Source organism: uncultured Kordia sp., assembly GCF_947489565.1.
Taxonomy (GTDB): domain Bacteria; phylum Bacteroidota; class Bacteroidia; order Flavobacteriales; family Flavobacteriaceae; genus Kordia.
Genome location: NZ_CANLEA010000002.1, coordinates 375,186 through 393,021 on the forward strand (window position 1 = coordinate 375,186; position 17,836 = coordinate 393,021).

Below are 17,836 nucleotides of genomic sequence, written 5' to 3' on the forward strand. Positions count from 1 at the left end.
TAAAATACCATAACTCATGACTCCAAAAATCCCGATTCCTTTCTAAATTCAATTTCACTTTCAACTTCAAATTCAATTTCAAGTTCAATTTCAAGTTCAAGTTCAATTTCAAGTTCAACCTCAAAGTTTCCCGTAATTTCAACGAATAAAACACAGATTCATTTGTCAGTTTCAAAAAACATTTTATATTTGCGTATATTTAACGCAAAATAATATTTATATGAATCCTTTATTGCTGACAGACGGTTACAAACTCGGACACAAAGAACAATATCCGCAAGGAACTACCAAAGTATATTCGAATTGGACGCCGCGAAAAAGTAGAATTGAAGGTATTAACAGCGTTGTCTTTTTTGGATTGCAATACTTCATTAAAGAATACCTCATCAAACAATTCAATACCGAATTTTTCAATCAACCAAAAGCACAAGTAGTTGCTGAATACAAAAAATATGTCGATCACTATTTAGGTGTCGATTACGATATTTCACATATTGAAGATTTACACGATTTAGGCTACTTACCTATTGAAATTAAAGCCGTACCAGAAGGAACTGAAGTTCCAATTCGTGTACCAATGTTTACGGTTGTCAACACACTTCCTCAATTTTTCTGGATTACAAATTATCTAGAAACACTCCTTTCAAACATCATTTGGCAGCCATGTACTTCGGCTACCATTGCAAAGCAATACAAAACAATTTTAACGAAATACGCGCAAGAAACTGATGAAGAAAATCTAGACTTTATCAACTGGCAAGGACACGATTTTTCTATGCGTGGTATGTCTGGAATCGAATCTTCTATCTTAAGCGGAATGGGACATGCATTGTCTTTTACCGGAAGTGACACCTTACCTGTTGCAATGAATTTAGAGAAATATTACAATACAGATGTCACGAAAGAACTAGTTATTGGAAGTGTAAATGCTACTGAACACAGTGTCATGTGTGCTGGAAGTAAAGATGACGAAATTGAAACGTTTAGACGCTTACTAGAAACCTATCCATCAGGAATTCTCTCTGTAGTTTCAGATACGTGGGATTTATGGAAAGTACTCACAGCATATTTACCTCAACTCAAAAAAGAAATCTTAGAACGTGATGGCAAACTCGTGATTCGTCCCGATTCTGGAAATCCAGTAGACATTATTTGTGGATGCGAGCACGAAGATGAAACGGTTGCAAAAGGTGTGATTGAACTACTGTGGGATGAATTCGGCGGAAGCATCAATTCGCAAGGATACAAAGTATTAAATCCAAAAATTGGCGCTATTTACGGCGATAGTATTACGATTGATAGAGCTACACAAATTTGTGAACGTTTACAAGAAAAAGGATTTGCTTCTACCAATGTGGTGTTAGGCATTGGAAGTTTTACCTATCAATACAATACACGTGATACATTCGGATTTGCAATGAAAGCTACATACGTAGAAATTCATGGTGAAGGACGTGCTATTTTTAAAGATCCAATCACGGATGATGGTACCAAAAAATCTGCAAAAGGATTGATACAACTCTATACGGAAAACGGAAAATTGACCTATAAAGATGAATGTTCTATACAAGAAGAAAAAGAAGGCTTATTAACAACTGTTTTTAAAGATGGAAAGTTACACCAAGAACAATCATTACAAGATGTTAGAAGAATAATTTCAAAATCGATACAAGATGTTAATTATGTAAAAATGGAGACTATTGTAGATATTTAGTGGTACATTCGCCCTCCACTCAAACCATCAATAATGTCAATAAAAAATATTCGTTTAGAAGTCATGCAAACTATCGAGAAGGAAATCGATGGCTACATGGATAAATATCTAATTCCCCCCGAAAAAATATGGCAACCCACAGATTTTTTGCCAAACTCTCAAGAAGATACTTTCTTTGATGAAGTACATAAAATTAGAGAAGAAGCCAAAGAAATAGGATACGATTTATGGGTTGTATTAGTTGGCGATACTATAACAGAAGAAGCATTACCAACCTACGAATCATGGTTGATGGATGTAGAAGGTATAGATCAACATGGAAAAAATGGTTGGTCAAAATGGGTTCGTCATTGGACAGGAGAAGAAAATCGTCACGGAGATGTTTTAAATAAATATCTATACTTATCGGGTCGTGTAGACATGCGTGAAATTGAAATTACAACGCAACACATGATTAATGATGGTTTTGATATTGGAACCGCAAATGATCCTTATAGAAATTTTGTATACACAAGTTTCCAAGAGCTAGCAACCAATATTTCGCATAAGCGCGTTGGACAGTTGGCAAAGAAAAAAGGAAATACGCTACTAGGAAAAATGTGTAATATCATTGCAGGTGACGAAATGAGACATCATTTGGCATACAGAGAATTTGTAAAAACGATTTTAGAGTATGATCCAAGTGAAATGATGTTGGCTTTTGAAGATATGATGCGTAAAAAAATTGTCATGCCAGCACAATTTGTACGTGAATCTGGAGAAGCGATCGGAACTGCTTTTGAAAATTTCTCTAATGCCGCACAACGTTTAGGCGTATATACTACGTATGATTATATTGATATCATGAGAAAGCTAAATGCATATTGGGAAATTGATAAATTAACCGGATTGACCGCTGCCGCAGAAAAAGCACGTGATTATGTAATGAGATTACCAGATCGTATGACACGCATTGCTGAACGTGTAGCGATTCCTGAAGATATTACAAAATTCAAATGGGTTCAAGCTAATGGAATGCTTTAATTAGATTGCTTTGCTGTTAGATCGGCTTTGCCTTTTTAGAACGCTTTGCTGTTAGAACGCTGCGCTTTTAGATTACTTTTTGGTTGTTAAAAACTACTTTTTAATTTAAAATTTAGCATTTTACATTTATAATTTATTAGATCGTCACTTCAAGTGATTTTTCTATACATTGAGTAGTATTGAAATGAAAGAAAATTATATCGAGAAATTCATAAAAACAAAAACCCACTTCAATTGAAGTGGGTTTTTTACTATTCGTTGCTAACTTTCAATTATAAAATATAAAGCTCGCCAAAATTCATTTTAAATTAAGATTAACCTGGACAATAACATACGGATAACACTTGTGTTTCTTCCGTTTCTCTAACACCGCAGTGATGTTTATCACTAATACATTTACCAAAATCTATAGAACAAACACAAAGTTCAAATGTATGTCTATTGTTGGGATCACAATCCCTTGAAGGAGCAATATCAGGTTGTCCCGCTACTACAGAATAAGAGAAGTTAGAAATAGAATTTTTGTTAAGTTTTAATGATTTAAAATTCTTTTTTTCATAATATAAAATTTAAATAAACTCCTAAGTTTTTAAAACACGCATTAGGAATATAGACGCTTTTTAAATGAAGAGTCTTTTTTTATAATTTGTTACGAAAAAACTTATAATTTGACAAGGAAAATAAATCTTCATCTTATTCAATAAAACAAAAAAACCGCTTTCTTATGAGAGCAGTTTTTTCTATGTCACTTTTCTATTTTGTAATAACTTCCTGCTTTTATAAGGTAAAACCATAAACTAATTACTACGATATTTTATAGTTTTATGTGATTAAAATCTGAAAAATAAAAAATTATGCTATCAAAAATTTTAGAATTAAAAAATGTAAAAGTATTACAGAAAATAGACCAACGTAATATTTCAGGAGGAAACGAAGATCATCCAGTACAACCTGTTGCTTGTCCTAATAATGTGATGTATGCATTTTGCGAACCTTATAGCAATGTTCCTATTGTTGATCCTTGTATCGTCTGCGTGAATTAATAAGAACTATTTTCAATAAAAATCATAAAAAATCCGATTTCATAAGAAATCGGATTTTTTTATCTAGAAATTTCGAGTATGTACAATTTATTATTCTTTTCCTCCATCTAAAATATCTTGCCAATCCAACAATTCATTCCACTTTCCTTCATAGGCAAGTTTTGCTTGTCGTGGCCAAGTTCCTGGATTGTGAACTTTATAACGTTCCCCTCCACTATTTAATATTTCCTGGCATTTTTCAACACTTGTTTCAGCAAGTCCTTTCCAAGTTGTTACATCATGATTATGGAATAACTCTTTTATTTTTGGTCCAATTCCTTCTATGATAGTCAAATCATCTTCCTTTATTTTCTTGCCAAAAACAGCCTTTGCTGCTGCTGCATCAAACAAAATTGCACTCGCCGCTGGAGCTGCAAAAGAAGCTACTCCCAAAGCATCAGCACTTCCTTTGGCTTCCAAACTTATTTTACTCTTTTCGCAAGCTTCTAATTGTAATTTTAAACTTTCTATCTCTGTTTTATACACATCAATATTTCCTTGTAATTCAGCAACTTCTACTTCTAGCCTCTTTACAGTTTCCAAACAATCATCGTCATTGTTATTCGTAGTATTAGCACCAAATAATCTACCTAACAGATATCCTAAAATGGCACAGATAAGTCCAACTAACAATGGAATTAATATACATAAGTTCATAATTTTTATATTTTTTTAATTTGTTTCGTTTAATGTTACTACGGTTCTTCTATTTTTTGCTTTTCCTTCTTCGGTAGTATTATCAGCAATTGGTTCTGTTTGTCCTTTAGATATTGCGGTAATCTTTGAGGCAGGAATTTCATTGTCAATAAGATACTGCTTAGCAAAATCGGCTCTTTTTTGTCCGTATTCAATATTTTTAGTTGCATTTCCCGTATTATCGGTATGTCCTGTAACCAGACAACTTGCAGTGTTTACTTTGTCTAAATACTTAGAAATATCTGCGACTTTTTGACGCTGTTCTGCCGTAAGAGCAATGGATGTTTGTCCAGTTTTAAAATTCAATACCAAAGGATTTGCAACAATCTTATCGCGCAATGCTTTTAACGCATCAGCTTCGCTTGTATCATCTTCAGCAATTGTCTTGATTTCATAATCGATAGGTCCAAAAAACACATTGTTGGCATCTGGTGTAAGATCATCTTTAAGTGTTCCATAAGTATCAATAATTTTGGATGGGACTCCTTGTGATACCATATAGTTCTTAATTGCATTCGCTCTTGCCAATCCAAGATTTGGATACGCTGAATTGTTTTTCTCAGCAGCTGTGTAATGACCAATGATTTTGATTCTCTTAGATGGATTATCTTTTACATACGTTTGTAAATCAGCCACTGCTTTTTGAAGATTCGCTGGAATAGGCTGCATAAGATGATAATCTGAACCTTTGAAGTTAAAGTTATTCTCTGCATTCAGTGCAAAACTACCATCCTTAATTGTAAAAGGATTTAGTGTAGCTTCTTTCATTTTAGGTTTCTCTTTTACGATGTTTTTTTCATCGTTCTTTTTGTCTTTCAAGTTCTTATTTTCACAATCTGTACAATCGCGACAACAAAGCCACCAATACAAGATAGTTCCAATAATAATTGTAAACAAAATACCCAAAAGGTAGGATGTTTTTTTACTCATATATCCGTTATTTATGGTTAATTATTGTTTCAAATTATTAAATCCACAACAATTTCTACGGATAAATTAGATGAATCCACAAAAAAAGCCACATCTATCGATGTGGCTCTCAATATCTTAGATGAACTGCTATTTACAGGTCAAACTTAATTCCTTGTGCTAACGGTAATTCCGTTGTATAGTTAATCGTATTGGTTTGTCTACGCATGTATACTTTCCAAGCATCAGATCCAGACTCACGTCCACCACCTGTATCTTTTTCTCCACCGAAAGCTCCACCAATCTCTGCTCCAGAAGTTCCAATATTTACATTGGCAATTCCACAATCAGATCCTTGTACAGATAAGAACGCTTCTGCTTCACGTAAATTATTTGTCATAATTGCAGAAGATAAACCTTGTGCAACTCCATTTTGAAGATCCAATGCATTGGTAACATCTCCAGAATATTTTAATAAATATAAAACGGGTGCAAATGTTTCGTGCTGAACAATTTCGAATGAATTATCTGCTTCTGCAATTGCTGGTTTTACATAACATCCGCTTTCGTAACCTTCTCCTTCTAAAACACCACCTTCTACCACGATGTTTCCTCCTTCAGCAACTACTTTTTCCAAAGCAGCTTGATATCCTTTTACGGCATCTTTATCGATCACTGGTCCAACATGATTGTTTTCATCCAACGGATTTCCAATACGTAACTGTCCGTAAGCAGCAACGATGGCATCTTTTACTTTATCATAAATAGAATCATGAATAATTAATCTACGTGTAGATGTACAACGTTGTCCTGCCGTTCCAACAGCACCAAAAACAGCACCAATAACGGTCATTTTAATATCTGCATCAGGTGTTACAATAATTGCATTGTTTCCTCCTAATTCTAATAACGATTTTCCTAAACGTCCTGCTACTTCTTTCGCTACAATTTTACCCATACGCGTAGATCCTGTAGCAGAAACTAAAGGAATACGAGTGTCTTTTGAAAGATATTCTCCCACTCTATAATCTCCATTTATCAAACAGCAAATTCCTTCTGGCAAGTTATTTTCAGCAAAAACTTCAGCTGCAATATTTTGACAAGCTACTCCACACATTGGAGTCTTTTCAGATGGTTTCCACACACATACATCTCCACAAATCCAAGCTAGAGCTGTATTCCAAGCCCAAACAGCTACTGGAAAGTTAAATGCAGAAATAATTCCAACAACTCCTAATGGATGGTATTGTTCGTACATTCTGTGCCCTGGACGCTCAGAGTGCATTGTTAAACCGTGCAACTGACGTGATAATCCAACTGCGAAATCACAGATGTCAATCATTTCCTGAACTTCACCTAAACCTTCTTGGTATGATTTTCCCATTTCATAAGAAACCAATTTTCCAAGTGCTTCTTTTTTCTCTCTTAATTTTTCTCCAAACTGACGCACAACTTCTCCACGTTGTGGCGCTGGCATTGTTCTCCAAGTTTTAAAAGCCGATGTCGCAGCTTCCATCACTTTTTCATAATCTTCTTTTGTTGAAGATTTTACTTTTCCAATCAATTCTCCGTCTACTGGAGAATACGATGCAATCAATTCTCCATTTGAAAAATTGTTTGAACCTGTTGAAGTTCCTTCATTGATATCTTTTAAGCCTAATGTTGCCAAGGCCTCTTTGATTCCAAAATCAGTAGTCACTGCTCCCATTTATTTATAACTTTTTTTAGTTCTTTTGTTAAATTTCTGCGAAGATAGCATAATTATGCCAATCTTTTACTGCACAATGTGCGGTTTATCATTTCAATTCTAAGATGTTGTAATGATATGTGGCACGAAGATATTTTTCATCTTTCCCCACATCTACCTTAAAACTTTTTCGATCTTGATGCAATCGCAATCCTGTATTTTCTTCTTGTTTTAAGTTGACTATTTGACTGTATGTTGTTTCGCTGTGTTGAATTAAGTTTTCTTTGAGCAAAAATGTATGTATGTCAAAATAATACCACCATATGGTATCACTATTAGGATAGGTAACTTTAATAGAATATGCATCTGTTTTATCTTCCAATCGTACAATGCCTTCACTTACTATAGTAGCTTCATCGGTTAGTAATTTGTAGGGTTGCCATAAAACATATTGTGCACCCATAATTTCTTTATGAGCAGCTTCTACAATTGAATCGTCTGTTACTTGATATCCATCCGTAAATACAAATGTTTCTTTACCATCGAATACAATACGTTTTTCAACATCTTCTTCCATCCATTTTACTTTGGAAGTAAATGTTGGTTTTAGCGTATTATGGAAGGTTTGTTTTTTAATACTTTCTACTTTGCCATCACTAGTATAAAACGTAGTAGTTTTTTCATAAATCAAAACTTTTGGCGTTTCCCACAAGGCTTTTCCTCCATGTGCTTCTTCCAATGATTTTTGAATCACCATTTCGGCAGTAAGTTCTGGCTGACATGCACAAAAAAGCATGCTAATTGCCAAGCTCACACATATAAAAAGACTTTTATTCTTCATCTGCTGTAAATCGCTCATCAACAGGCATTACTGTTCCACAATTATCACAAGTCAATAAATCTTGTGAAGCATAAAATGTTTTAAAATGACCCAAAAAGTCTTTTTCAACATCTTTTAACGGAAATCGAACTTCATGCAGTTTATGGTTACAATGATCACAATACCATTGCAAACCATCCATTAAATTGGTTCCTTTTCGTTTGCGTTCTACCACTAATCCAATAGAATTATCAAAACGCACTGGCGAATGTGGTACGCCCGCAGGATGCAAATACATATCGCCAGGACCTAACTTCATTGTTTTCTTTTCTCCATCTTCCTGAATATGTACTTCTATATTTCCTTCTAATTGGTAAAATAACTCTTCGGTTTCGTTGTAGTGATAATCCTTTCGTGCGTTTGGTCCGCCAACAATCATCACAATATAATCGCCAGCATCTTTGTATAAATTTTTATTTGCAACTGGCGGCTTCAATAAATCTCTATTTTCTTCAACCCATTGATTAAGGTTAAACGGTTTTTGTATAGCCATTATCATTTAGAATTTTAGACTTTAAAATTACGCATTTTTTAGCGATACTCTGACATTTCTACAAAGTTAACTGTCAAAACTGACACACAACTGTTAAGTAAGGGAAAACCATACTTTGTTGATTGTATTATTGGCTATCTTCTTTTTGTTAACCAAAAACAAAACTAATTATGAAAAAAAAGAAGTTAAAAAACCTAACACTAAAGAAAACTTCCGTTTCAAAGTTAAATGGTGGTAGTCCTTTTCCAATTCCTTTATCGAGGTTTATTAAAGAGTGTGCGCAAACAGGAAATTTAGTTGAATGTACAACGACGACTTGGGAAAGCGAATTATACTCAGCTTGTTGTCCTCCTTCACAAGGAATCGGTTGTGAATCTTTCAATTTTCCATGTGAAGAATCCGTGAATATTCCTTGCCAACCTTAATTTTAAAAACTTAAAACCATGAAAAAAAAGAATTTCAACAAAAAACTAGATTTAGGAAAAAAACAAATCTCTAAACTCGATGACGTACAAGGTGGTGCTGCTATAACACTTGGTGGTGGAAACTGCACAAGCCAATTAATCAAAACATGTACTTGGTATAGTGAATTGTATACAGCTTGTTATTGTGACCCTTCTTGGGATGGAAACTGCGGACCATCTATTGATCGTCCATGTCAATACACAGAACAACCAGGATGTTCGCCAAATACAAATTTTGTTTGTGACGCTTAAACTATAGTAATATGAAAAAAAAGAATCTAAATAAAAAGCTGTCTCTTGGGAAGAAACAAATTTCCAAATTGGGAGACGTAAAAGGAGGTGCAGCAATATCGCACCCAACATGTACTGTTGATCCTGGCACATTAAATTTACTTGTGTGTACAACAACAGTTTGGGAAAGCGAATTATATTCAGCATGTCACTGTGAACCTTCATGGCATACGAACTGCGGGTCTATCAATATTCCATGTCCAGGAACTATGGATTTGGCTTGTGCTCTGGAATCAGTAAGAATTTGTGACAAATAATTTTTAAATCTAAAATCATGAAAAAAAAGAATCTAAAATCATTATCGCTTAAAAAAGCATCCGTTTCAAAGTTAAATGGTGGTGCACAAGCACCCATTCCAATTCCATTAACTATTGACATAAGAGAGTGTTATTTTACTTGGGATATACGTCAATGTACTTGGTACAGTGAATTGTATACTGCTTGTGATTGTGAACCTTCTTGGGATTTAGGATGTCAAGTATCCTTTGATGCTCCTTGTGAACCTTAATACAAGTAATTCTATAAAGAATTAAAAATACAGATGTATGAAAGCTCCAAAATACTGTTTTGGAGCTTTTTTTGGTTTTTACTTGTGAATAAATATCTGAACAACAACAGGTTTTGCAGCTTGAAATTGTGTACATTTAATGCACTAATCAATCGTTTTAATACTCATGAAAAAATCTGCACTTATCCTGCTGTTCTCCATTTTTCTATTACATAGTTGTGCCAATACTTCTTCCGAAGAAAAAACACCAAAAGCTGATGCAAAACCTACAAATAGTATCGGATTGGTGATTCACGGTGGTGCAGGAACTATCTTGAAAAAGAACATGACGCCTGAACTAGAAGCTGAATACAAAGCTACCTTAGAAAAAGCCGCGAAGAAAGGATACGAAATTTTACAAAATGGCGGTTCTAGTTTAGATGCCGTTGAACAAACGATTCACATCTTAGAAAACTCTCCTTTATTCAACGCTGGAAAAGGTGCCGTTTTTGCCAATAATGGTAAAAATGAATTAGATGCTTCTATCATGGAAGGAAAAACACTCAATGCTGGTGCAGTAGCAGGTGTAACAAATTTGAAAAACCCAATTTCTGCAGCTAGAAAAGTGATGGAAAACTCAAGTCATGTTTTATTAGCAAGAAAAGGTGCAGAAGAATTTGCTGCCGCACAAGGTTTGGAAGTAGTAGATACGAATTATTTTTTCACCGAAAAACGCTTCAAATCATTACAAAGAGCAAAACAAGGCGATAAAGACAAAGCTGCATACATCGATCCGTATATCAAAGATTATAAGCACGGAACGGTAGGCTGCGTTGCTTTAGATAAAAATGGAAACCTAGCGGCCGGAACTTCTACAGGCGGAATGACCAATAAAAAATGGAATCGCATTGGAGATTCGCCAATTATCGGTGCCGGAACCTACGCAAACAACAAAACCTGTGCAGTTTCTAGTACAGGTCACGGTGAATACTTTATCAGAGCTGCCGTAGCTTATGATATTTCCGCGATGATGGAATATAAAAATCTGTCTTTGCAAGAAGCCGCAAAAGAAGTCATACAAAAAAAGTTAAAAAATATGGGCGGCGATGGCGGAATTATTGCCATAGATGCCAAAGGAAATTTAGTTGCTGAATTTAATACGCCAGGTATGTATCGTGCCATGGTTGATGAAAAAGGAACCATTACTATTGGAATTTACAATGAGTAATAACGAACACTAGAAAATAGTGAACGAATGCTAGATATATCCTAACGAATACTCAACGAACACCTATATTATGAGAAAGTCTATCTATTTTACAACAAAAACCATCATGCGCAACACTACCGTTTTTATCCTTTTTGGAATATTTCTCAGCTTTTTTTCCTGTAATACGGGAAATCCTGAAGCAGATAATATTTTTGAATTCAAAGACTATATTTATCAAACGACCGCTGGAACAGTTTCAGTAAAAGAACCGATTATAATTGGACTTCAAAAGCAACTTCCCAACTTAGGTGATTCGGGAGAAGTATCAGCAGACCTCATCAGTATTAGTCCAAAAGTAAGTGGAAAACTCCTCGTTCAAAATAACAAAACATTGCGCTTTGAACCTGATGCGCCTTTGCAACCAGACACAGAGTATTCGGTAACGGTGAATCTAAAAGACATCTATGAAGATGTAAAAAAGGAATTTAGCACGTATACGTTCGCATTTAAAACGGTAACACCCAATTTTTCTGTAACCACAAACGACTTGCAATCCTATTCAAAAGAATGGCAATACCTGAATGGAACCTTACGATCTGCAGATTTTATTCCCACCGAAAAATTACAAGAATTAATTTCTGCCACACAAAACGGAAAAGCACTCAACGTAAAATGGGAACCTTCTGTGTTAAATGCAACTACATATGAATTTACGATTGACAGCATCAATCGACTAGACAATAATTCGGAAGTCAAAATTTCTTGGGTCGGAACTCCAATTCTTTCCAAAGCAAAAGGTGGAACGTATTATACCATTCCTGGAAAAAACAACTTTTCTATAATTGATGTCAAAGTTTCTCAAAGTCCTGAACAAAAAGTAAGCATCAACTTTACAGATCCGCTACTTAAAAATCAAAACTTTGCAGGTTTGGTGACCATTAAGAATCAAAAAAATATTACCTACGCCATTGATGGAAACATTCTAAATGTGTATCCAAAAAATAAAATCAAAGGCACTACCATGCTGGAAGTCTTTCCCGGAATTAAAAGCAAAGACGATTACAAACTGAAAAGCGGTTACTCAAAAAACATTTCGTTCGAACAGCAAAAACCACAACTTCGTGAGGTTAGCAAAGGTGTTATTTTGCCCAACTCAAAAAACCTAACCTATAACTTTCAAGCGATGAACTTAAAATCGGTTGATGTTCGTATTATCAAAATATATCAAGATAATGTATTGCAATTTTTACAAGGAAATAGTCTTAACGAAATTGACCGATACAGCATTCGTAGAGTCGGAAGACGTATTGCCAAAAAAACCATCAACTTAATTGAAAATGAAGGCGAGAATGATGGACAATGGAAAACCTACGGAATTGACTTATCGACATTGTTTGCCGCGGAACCTGGCGCCATTTATCAGGTGGAAATCGGATTTAAAAAAGAATATTCGCTCTATACTTGTGAAGATGGTGATTCCGCTACGGCGAATACATCTCGTTCTCGTGGCGATAATTACTATCAAAATCGTGAAGATGAAGACGAAAACGAAGAAGAATATTGGGACAATAAAATTTATAACTTTAGAAACTACCGTTACAACTGGAACGATCGCGAAAATCCATGTACCGAATCGTATTATTTACAAGATCGTTTCCTCACAGCAAATATTTTAGCATCTGACTTAGGTGTAATTGTGAAAAGTGGCGGAAACAAATCGTATTATTTTGCAGTAAGTGATATCATAACTACAGATCCTGTCAGCAATGCCAAAGTAACGCTGTACAATTATCAGCAACAAGAAATAGCATCAAAACAAACGGATTCTGAAGGTTTAACAACTATTGATGGTGACAAAAATGCTTATTTCGCCACCGTATCTAAAGGCAATCAAATTACCTATGTAAAACTGAATGATGGTAGCGCATTGTCCATGAGTAAGTTTGATGTTGCTGGAAAAAGAATCAAAAAAGGAATCAACGGATATATTTACGGAGAACGTGGAGTTTGGCGTCCTGGCGATAGCTTGCATTTAGCTTTTGTATTGAATGATGCTGGAAATCCACTTCCAAAAAATCATCCTGTAAAAATGGAAGTTACGGATGCACGTGGAAAATTAGTTTACAAAAACATTCAAACGCAAGGTGTAGATAACTTCTATAAATTTACGGTAGAAACAGATCGAGAAGCACCCACAGGAAATTGGGAAGCCAACGTAAGTGTTGGTGGCGTAAACTTCTCTAAAACGCTCAAAATAGAAACGGTAAAACCAAATCGTTTAAAGATAAATATTGACTTTGATGATGAAATCTTAGCCAATTCCAGACCGATTGAAGGAACACTAAAAGCTGCTTGGTTGCATGGCGCGCCAGCGAAAAACTTAAAAGCAGAAGTCAATGTACGACTGACAAGCACCAAAACATCCTTTAAAAAGTTTCCGAACTACGAATTCAACGATCCAACACGAAGTTTCAACACAGAAGAATTTGTCATGTTCAAAGGACAACTAAATGAAGAAGGTACTGTTGACATTTCGAAAAAAATAAATGTAGAAAAAAGTGCGCCAGGCATGTTGAAAGCATCGTTCTTAACACGTGTCTATGAAAATGGTGGCGATTTCTCTATTGACGCCTTCTCAAAAGATTATGCACCATATATTTCTTTTGTCGGATTAAAATCGCCTGCACCAAAACAATACGGTTCGTTCTACACCGATGAAGACAATACATTTGAAATTGTGACCGTAGACGATCGCGGAAATCCGATTAAGCGCAACGGACTCAAAGTAAAGATTTATGAAATCAACTGGCGTTGGTGGTGGAGTTCTTCTTATGAAGATTTATCTTCTTATTCAGGAAGTGACTATCATGAGCGTTATCGTACCTTCACGGTGAATACAGATGCCAATGGAAAAGGAAGTTTCAAGCTGAATATTCCAGACAGAGATCGTGGTCGTTATTTAATTCATATTTCTGATCCTAAAAGCGGACATGCCACAGGAAGAACTGCTTATTTCTATAAAAACTGGTGGCGTAGAAGCAATGATGGCAACTCAGAATCTGCTAAAATGTTGATTTTTGCGGCAGACAAAGAAAAATACAATGTTGGAGAAACAGCAACTATCACATTCCCGTCAGGAAAAGGCGGACGTGCATTGGTAAGTGTAGAAAATGGTACAGAAGTGCTCAGTACAAAGTGGGTAAAAACTACAAAAGAACAAACGACAACGACGATTCCTATTATGAATGATATGGCGCCGAATGTCTTTGTAAACATTTCCTTAGTGCAGAAACACAACAATGTTTCCAACGATTTGCCAATTCGTCTATATGGTGTCATTCCAATAATGGTGGAAAATCCAGCTACGATTCTGAAACCTAAAATTTCAGTGCCAGAAACGTTACGACCAGAACAATCCTTCACGGTAAAAGTTAGCGAAGAAAACAAAAAAGCAATGACCTATACCATTGCGGTTGTGGATGAAGGTTTACTAGATTTAACACGATTTAAAACACCAAATGCTTGGGATGTGTTTTACCAACGACAAGCGCTTGGCGTGCGTACTTGGGATATTTATGACGACATCATTGGAGCGTTTAGCGGAGACATTGATCAAGTATTTGCCATTGGTGGTGGCGATGGCGGAAATGGTGCGAAAAACAAAAAAGCCAATCGTTTCAAACCTGTCGTAAAATATTTAGGTCCTTTCAATCTTAAAGCAGGACAAACATCGTCTCATAAAATTGAAATGCCAAATTATATTGGCGCAGTTCGTACCATGGTTGTTGCAGGAAATGCAAAAACAGAAGCTTATGGAAATGCGGAAAAATCATCAAAAGTGAAAAAACCATTGATGGTTCTCGCAACAGCACCAAGAAAACTGAGTCCAGGCGAAAAAGTGACCTTACCTGTTACTGTTTTTGCTATGGAAGATAAGGTGAAAAATGTATCGCTTACGCTGAAATTACAAAACGGAATTTCGGTTGTCGGAAGCAAAACAAAATCACTCAGCTTTAGCAAACCAGATGAAAAAATGGTCTATTTTGACTTAGATGTAAGCGAAATAAAAGGCATTCAAACCATTGAAGTATTGGCTTCTGGAAACGGCGAAAAAGCATCGTACAAAGTAGAATTAGATGTAGAAAATCCGAATCCGATTTCAAAGAAAGTACATGAATTAACATTGCAAGGAAACGAATCGCAAACACTTTCTTTTGATACTTTTGGTGTTGCAGGAAGCAATGCGGCTACAGTAGAGTTTTCAACCTTACCGCCAATGGATTTCACCGCACGTATGGAATACTTAATTCGTTATCCACACGGCTGTGTAGAGCAAACAACGTCGAGTGTATTTCCACAATTATATTTAGCCGATATTTTTGACTTGACAGCACAGAAAAGAGGAGAAATTACGCAAAACATAGAAAAAGGAATCAAACGTTTGGCACATTTCCAACGTCCAAATGGCGGCATGAGCTATTGGATTGGGGAAAGTTCTATAAGCGATTGGGGAACAAATTACGCAGGTCATTTTATGATTGAAGCTGAGAAAAAAGGCTATACGTTGCCATTGACATTTATGAATCAGTGGATCAACTATCAGCAAAATGCAGCGCGTTCATGGCGCAACAATAACCGATACTACAATGATGATTTAACTCAAGCCTATCGCTTATATACGTTGGCATTGGCAGGTTATCCAGATTTGGCTTCTATGAACCGATTGCGCGAAACCAATAATTTATCCAACGATGCCAAATGGCGATTGGCAGCAGCCTATGCTTTGGCTTCACAAAAAGAAGCTGCTGAGCAAATAGCAAAATCAGCCAATATCAACTTTACACCTTCTAATAAACGATATGATTATACCTATGGTTCGGTAGATAGAAATCGTGCGATGGCGATGGAAACAATGGTGATTTTAAAAGATCAAAAAATGATTGATATTGCCAAAACTATTGCCAAAGACTTATCATCAAATCGCTGGATGAGTACGCAAACAACAGCATATAGCTTATTAGCCATGGGTAAAATGGTGACGCAAAATGGTGGAAAAAATATCAAGATGCAATATGCACTTAATGGCAAAGCTCCACAAACGATTCAAACCACAAAAGCCATTGCGCAACGTAGTTTAGCTATCCAAAAAGGAAGTAATACGGTTCAAGTAGAAAACAAAGAAGATAATGTATTGTTTGTACGAGTTTTGAGTACTGGGAAATTGCCTTTGGGTGAAGAATTAGCAGAAAAACGAAACCTTGATATTCGTGTAACCTATAAGGATAAAGCTGGAAATACCATTGATGTATCACAATTAACACAAGGAACCGATTTTATGGCCACTGTAACCGTTTCAAACGACAAACCAGAGTTTGTAGGCGATATTGCGTTGACAGAAATCTTCCCGTCTGGTTGGGAAATTGTGAATACACGTTTTACCGATTACGGAAATACGCCTTCAAGCGAAGCAAGACATACAGATATTAGAGACGATCGTGTGAATTTCTATTTCGATTTGCCACGCGGAAAAGCAAAAACCTTCAATGTATTACTGAATGCTTCCTATTTAGGAAAATACTATTTACCAGGCGTTCAGGCAGAAGCGATGTATGATAATGATTTCTTTGTACGTACCAAAGGACAATGGATTGAAGTAGTGAAATAATGCGAATAACATATCTTATTGGAATCTTTTTGTGTATCGTTTATGTCAGTTGTACAAAAACAAAATCTATTGAAGTTAAAAAAAGTAGCATTCAACAGAAAAAGACAAAACCAATTGTAACGGAAGAACAAGAGGAAGAAAAAAGTCATAGTGTTTTAATGCAAGAAGTATTAGATCGCGCTATTTCTAAATTAAAGCTTCACCTTAGTGAAGATGTTTATAAAACACATTATGAAGAAATAAAAGATAGTTTTATTCTTGCCAAGGTAAACATATCAACTGGAAACTTTTTTTCAAAAAAAGAACGACATGCTATTGTGTCTAGATCTGATTCAGGCACAATTCATTTCAATATTTTTAGTGTAGACGAAAATAAATTAAAGGAAATTTTACATCATGAGCAATCGGCAATAACATATATATCTGATACCATACAAGATATTAATGGTGACCAACGCAACGATTTTGTGATAAATGGGTATGGAAGTTCAGGTTGTTGTTTAAAAGCATTTAGTAATGTTTATTTATTTCAAAAAGACTCCAAAGAATTTACTAATATTTTTCACTTTCTCAATCCCACGTTTTCTCCAAAAGAAGGTGTCATCAGAGGTATTTGTTATGGACATGCAGGAGAAACGGAAATGTATACATACAAATGGAATGGAACTGCTGTAGATACTTTAGAGTTTATGTATTTCCAAAGAAATTTAAAAGGAGAAAAAACAGGCAAAATCATACGATCTAACAAACGATATCATTCAAACGAAAAAAAAGTAGAACAAGTATTGCATACTGTCCCTAAAGAATATAGAAATATCTCTGGCTATGATTGGTTTCTTGGGAACATATAAAATATCAATTGAATAAAAATAATGAACACAGAATTTACACCGTATTACGCCGTCATCTTTACCTCTATTCAAACTGAAAACATAGAAGGTTATGCAGAAATGGCACAACAAATGGAAGATTTAGCCAAAGAACAAGCTGGATTTATTGGCATTGATAGCGCCCGAAATACTATTGGAATTACGGTAAGTTATTGGGAAAGTTTGGAAGCCATTCAGCAATGGAAACAACATACCGATCATTTAGTGGCACAACGAAAAGGTATCAAGGATTGGTATGCTTATTATAATGTAAAAATCTGTAAAGTAGAGCGTGAGTATAGTTTTAAGGAACGATTTTAATTAAAAGTTTCTAATGTCACTTCGAGTGTTTTTTTATAATGAAAT

Annotated in this window: 16 protein-coding genes; 11 read left to right on the forward strand and 5 right to left on the reverse strand. The window is 35.3% G+C overall.

Annotated elements, in window-relative coordinates; genetic code table 11:
- The first annotated feature begins 220 nt into the window (after positions 1-220).
- The 3 genes from Q0845_RS04305 (at position 221) to Q0845_RS04315 (ending at position 3,780) form a co-directional block, all read left to right on the forward strand.
- The gene (locus tag Q0845_RS04305) at positions 221-1,714 is read left to right on the forward strand and encodes a nicotinate phosphoribosyltransferase (RefSeq protein ID WP_298509654.1); all 1,494 of its coding nucleotides are present in this window, start codon (positions 221-223) and stop codon (positions 1,712-1,714) included.
- A 33-nt stretch (positions 1,715-1,747) separates the two neighbouring features.
- Positions 1,748-2,737 carry an acyl-ACP desaturase gene (locus Q0845_RS04310; RefSeq protein WP_298509657.1) on the forward strand — a complete coding sequence of 330 codons (990 nt, stop codon included), beginning with the start codon at positions 1,748-1,750 and terminating at the stop codon, positions 2,735-2,737.
- 854 nt (positions 2,738-3,591) lie between these two features.
- On the forward strand, positions 3,592-3,780 hold the full coding sequence (locus tag Q0845_RS04315) for a hypothetical protein (RefSeq protein ID WP_298509660.1): 189 nt from the start codon (positions 3,592-3,594) through the stop codon (positions 3,778-3,780).
- Between the two features lie 90 nt (positions 3,781-3,870).
- Here the strand turns inward: Q0845_RS04315 and Q0845_RS04320 are convergent, their stop codons facing one another.
- The 5 genes from Q0845_RS04320 to Q0845_RS04340 form a co-directional block, all read right to left on the reverse strand.
- Positions 3,871-4,476, reverse strand: a complete 606-nt coding sequence (locus tag Q0845_RS04320) for a hypothetical protein (RefSeq protein WP_298509662.1) — start codon at positions 4,474-4,476, stop codon at positions 3,871-3,873.
- Positions 4,477-4,491: 15 nt separating this feature from the next.
- Positions 4,492-5,445, reverse strand: a complete 954-nt coding sequence (locus tag Q0845_RS04325; RefSeq protein ID WP_298509665.1) for an OmpA family protein — start codon at positions 5,443-5,445, stop codon at positions 4,492-4,494.
- A gap of 133 nt (positions 5,446-5,578) precedes the next feature.
- Entirely contained in the window at positions 5,579-7,132 is a 1,554-nt protein-coding gene (locus Q0845_RS04330; protein ID WP_298509668.1) for an aldehyde dehydrogenase family protein, read from the reverse strand.
- 88 nt (positions 7,133-7,220) lie between these two features.
- A complete protein-coding gene (locus tag Q0845_RS04335) occupies positions 7,221-7,952 on the reverse strand; it encodes a hypothetical protein (RefSeq protein ID WP_298509671.1) in 732 nt (243 codons plus the stop codon).
- Positions 7,942-8,484, reverse strand: a complete 543-nt coding sequence (locus tag Q0845_RS04340) for a 3-hydroxyanthranilate 3,4-dioxygenase (RefSeq protein WP_298509674.1) — start codon at positions 8,482-8,484, stop codon at positions 7,942-7,944. The genes Q0845_RS04335 and Q0845_RS04340 overlap by 11 nt, the downstream gene beginning before the upstream one ends.
- Positions 8,485-8,654: 170 nt before the next feature.
- On the opposite strand from Q0845_RS04340, the gene Q0845_RS04345 reads away from it, so the two are divergent.
- From Q0845_RS04345 to Q0845_RS04380, 8 genes are all read left to right on the forward strand, one after another.
- Complete coding sequence (locus Q0845_RS04345) at positions 8,655-8,909, forward strand: hypothetical protein (protein WP_298509677.1); 255 nt, start codon at positions 8,655-8,657, stop codon at positions 8,907-8,909.
- 18 nt (positions 8,910-8,927) lie between these two features.
- On the forward strand, positions 8,928-9,200 hold the full coding sequence (locus Q0845_RS04350) for a class I lanthipeptide (protein WP_298509681.1): 273 nt from the start codon (positions 8,928-8,930) through the stop codon (positions 9,198-9,200).
- Between the two features lie 11 nt (positions 9,201-9,211).
- A complete protein-coding gene (locus Q0845_RS04355) occupies positions 9,212-9,496 on the forward strand; it encodes a hypothetical protein (protein WP_298509684.1) in 285 nt (94 codons plus the stop codon).
- Positions 9,497-9,513: 17 nt separating this feature from the next.
- Complete coding sequence (locus Q0845_RS04360; RefSeq protein WP_298509687.1) at positions 9,514-9,747, forward strand: hypothetical protein; 234 nt, start codon at positions 9,514-9,516, stop codon at positions 9,745-9,747.
- A gap of 166 nt (positions 9,748-9,913) precedes the next feature.
- Positions 9,914-10,954: an isoaspartyl peptidase/L-asparaginase family protein gene (locus Q0845_RS04365; RefSeq protein WP_298509689.1), complete on the forward strand. Its 1,041-nt coding sequence runs from the start codon at positions 9,914-9,916 to the stop codon at positions 10,952-10,954.
- Positions 10,955-11,024: 70 nt separating this feature from the next.
- The gene (locus Q0845_RS04370) at positions 11,025-16,601 is read left to right on the forward strand and encodes an MG2 domain-containing protein (protein WP_298509692.1); all 5,577 of its coding nucleotides are present in this window, start codon (positions 11,025-11,027) and stop codon (positions 16,599-16,601) included.
- Positions 16,601-17,452 carry a hypothetical protein gene (locus Q0845_RS04375; RefSeq protein WP_298509695.1) on the forward strand — a complete coding sequence of 284 codons (852 nt, stop codon included), beginning with the start codon at positions 16,601-16,603 and terminating at the stop codon, positions 17,450-17,452. Before Q0845_RS04370 ends, Q0845_RS04375 begins: the two co-directional genes overlap by 1 nt.
- A 21-nt stretch (positions 17,453-17,473) precedes the next feature.
- Positions 17,474-17,791 (forward strand): antibiotic biosynthesis monooxygenase, encoded by a 318-nt coding sequence (locus Q0845_RS04380; RefSeq protein ID WP_298509698.1) that lies wholly within the window; start codon positions 17,474-17,476, stop codon positions 17,789-17,791.
- Positions 17,792-17,836 lie beyond the last annotated feature (45 nt).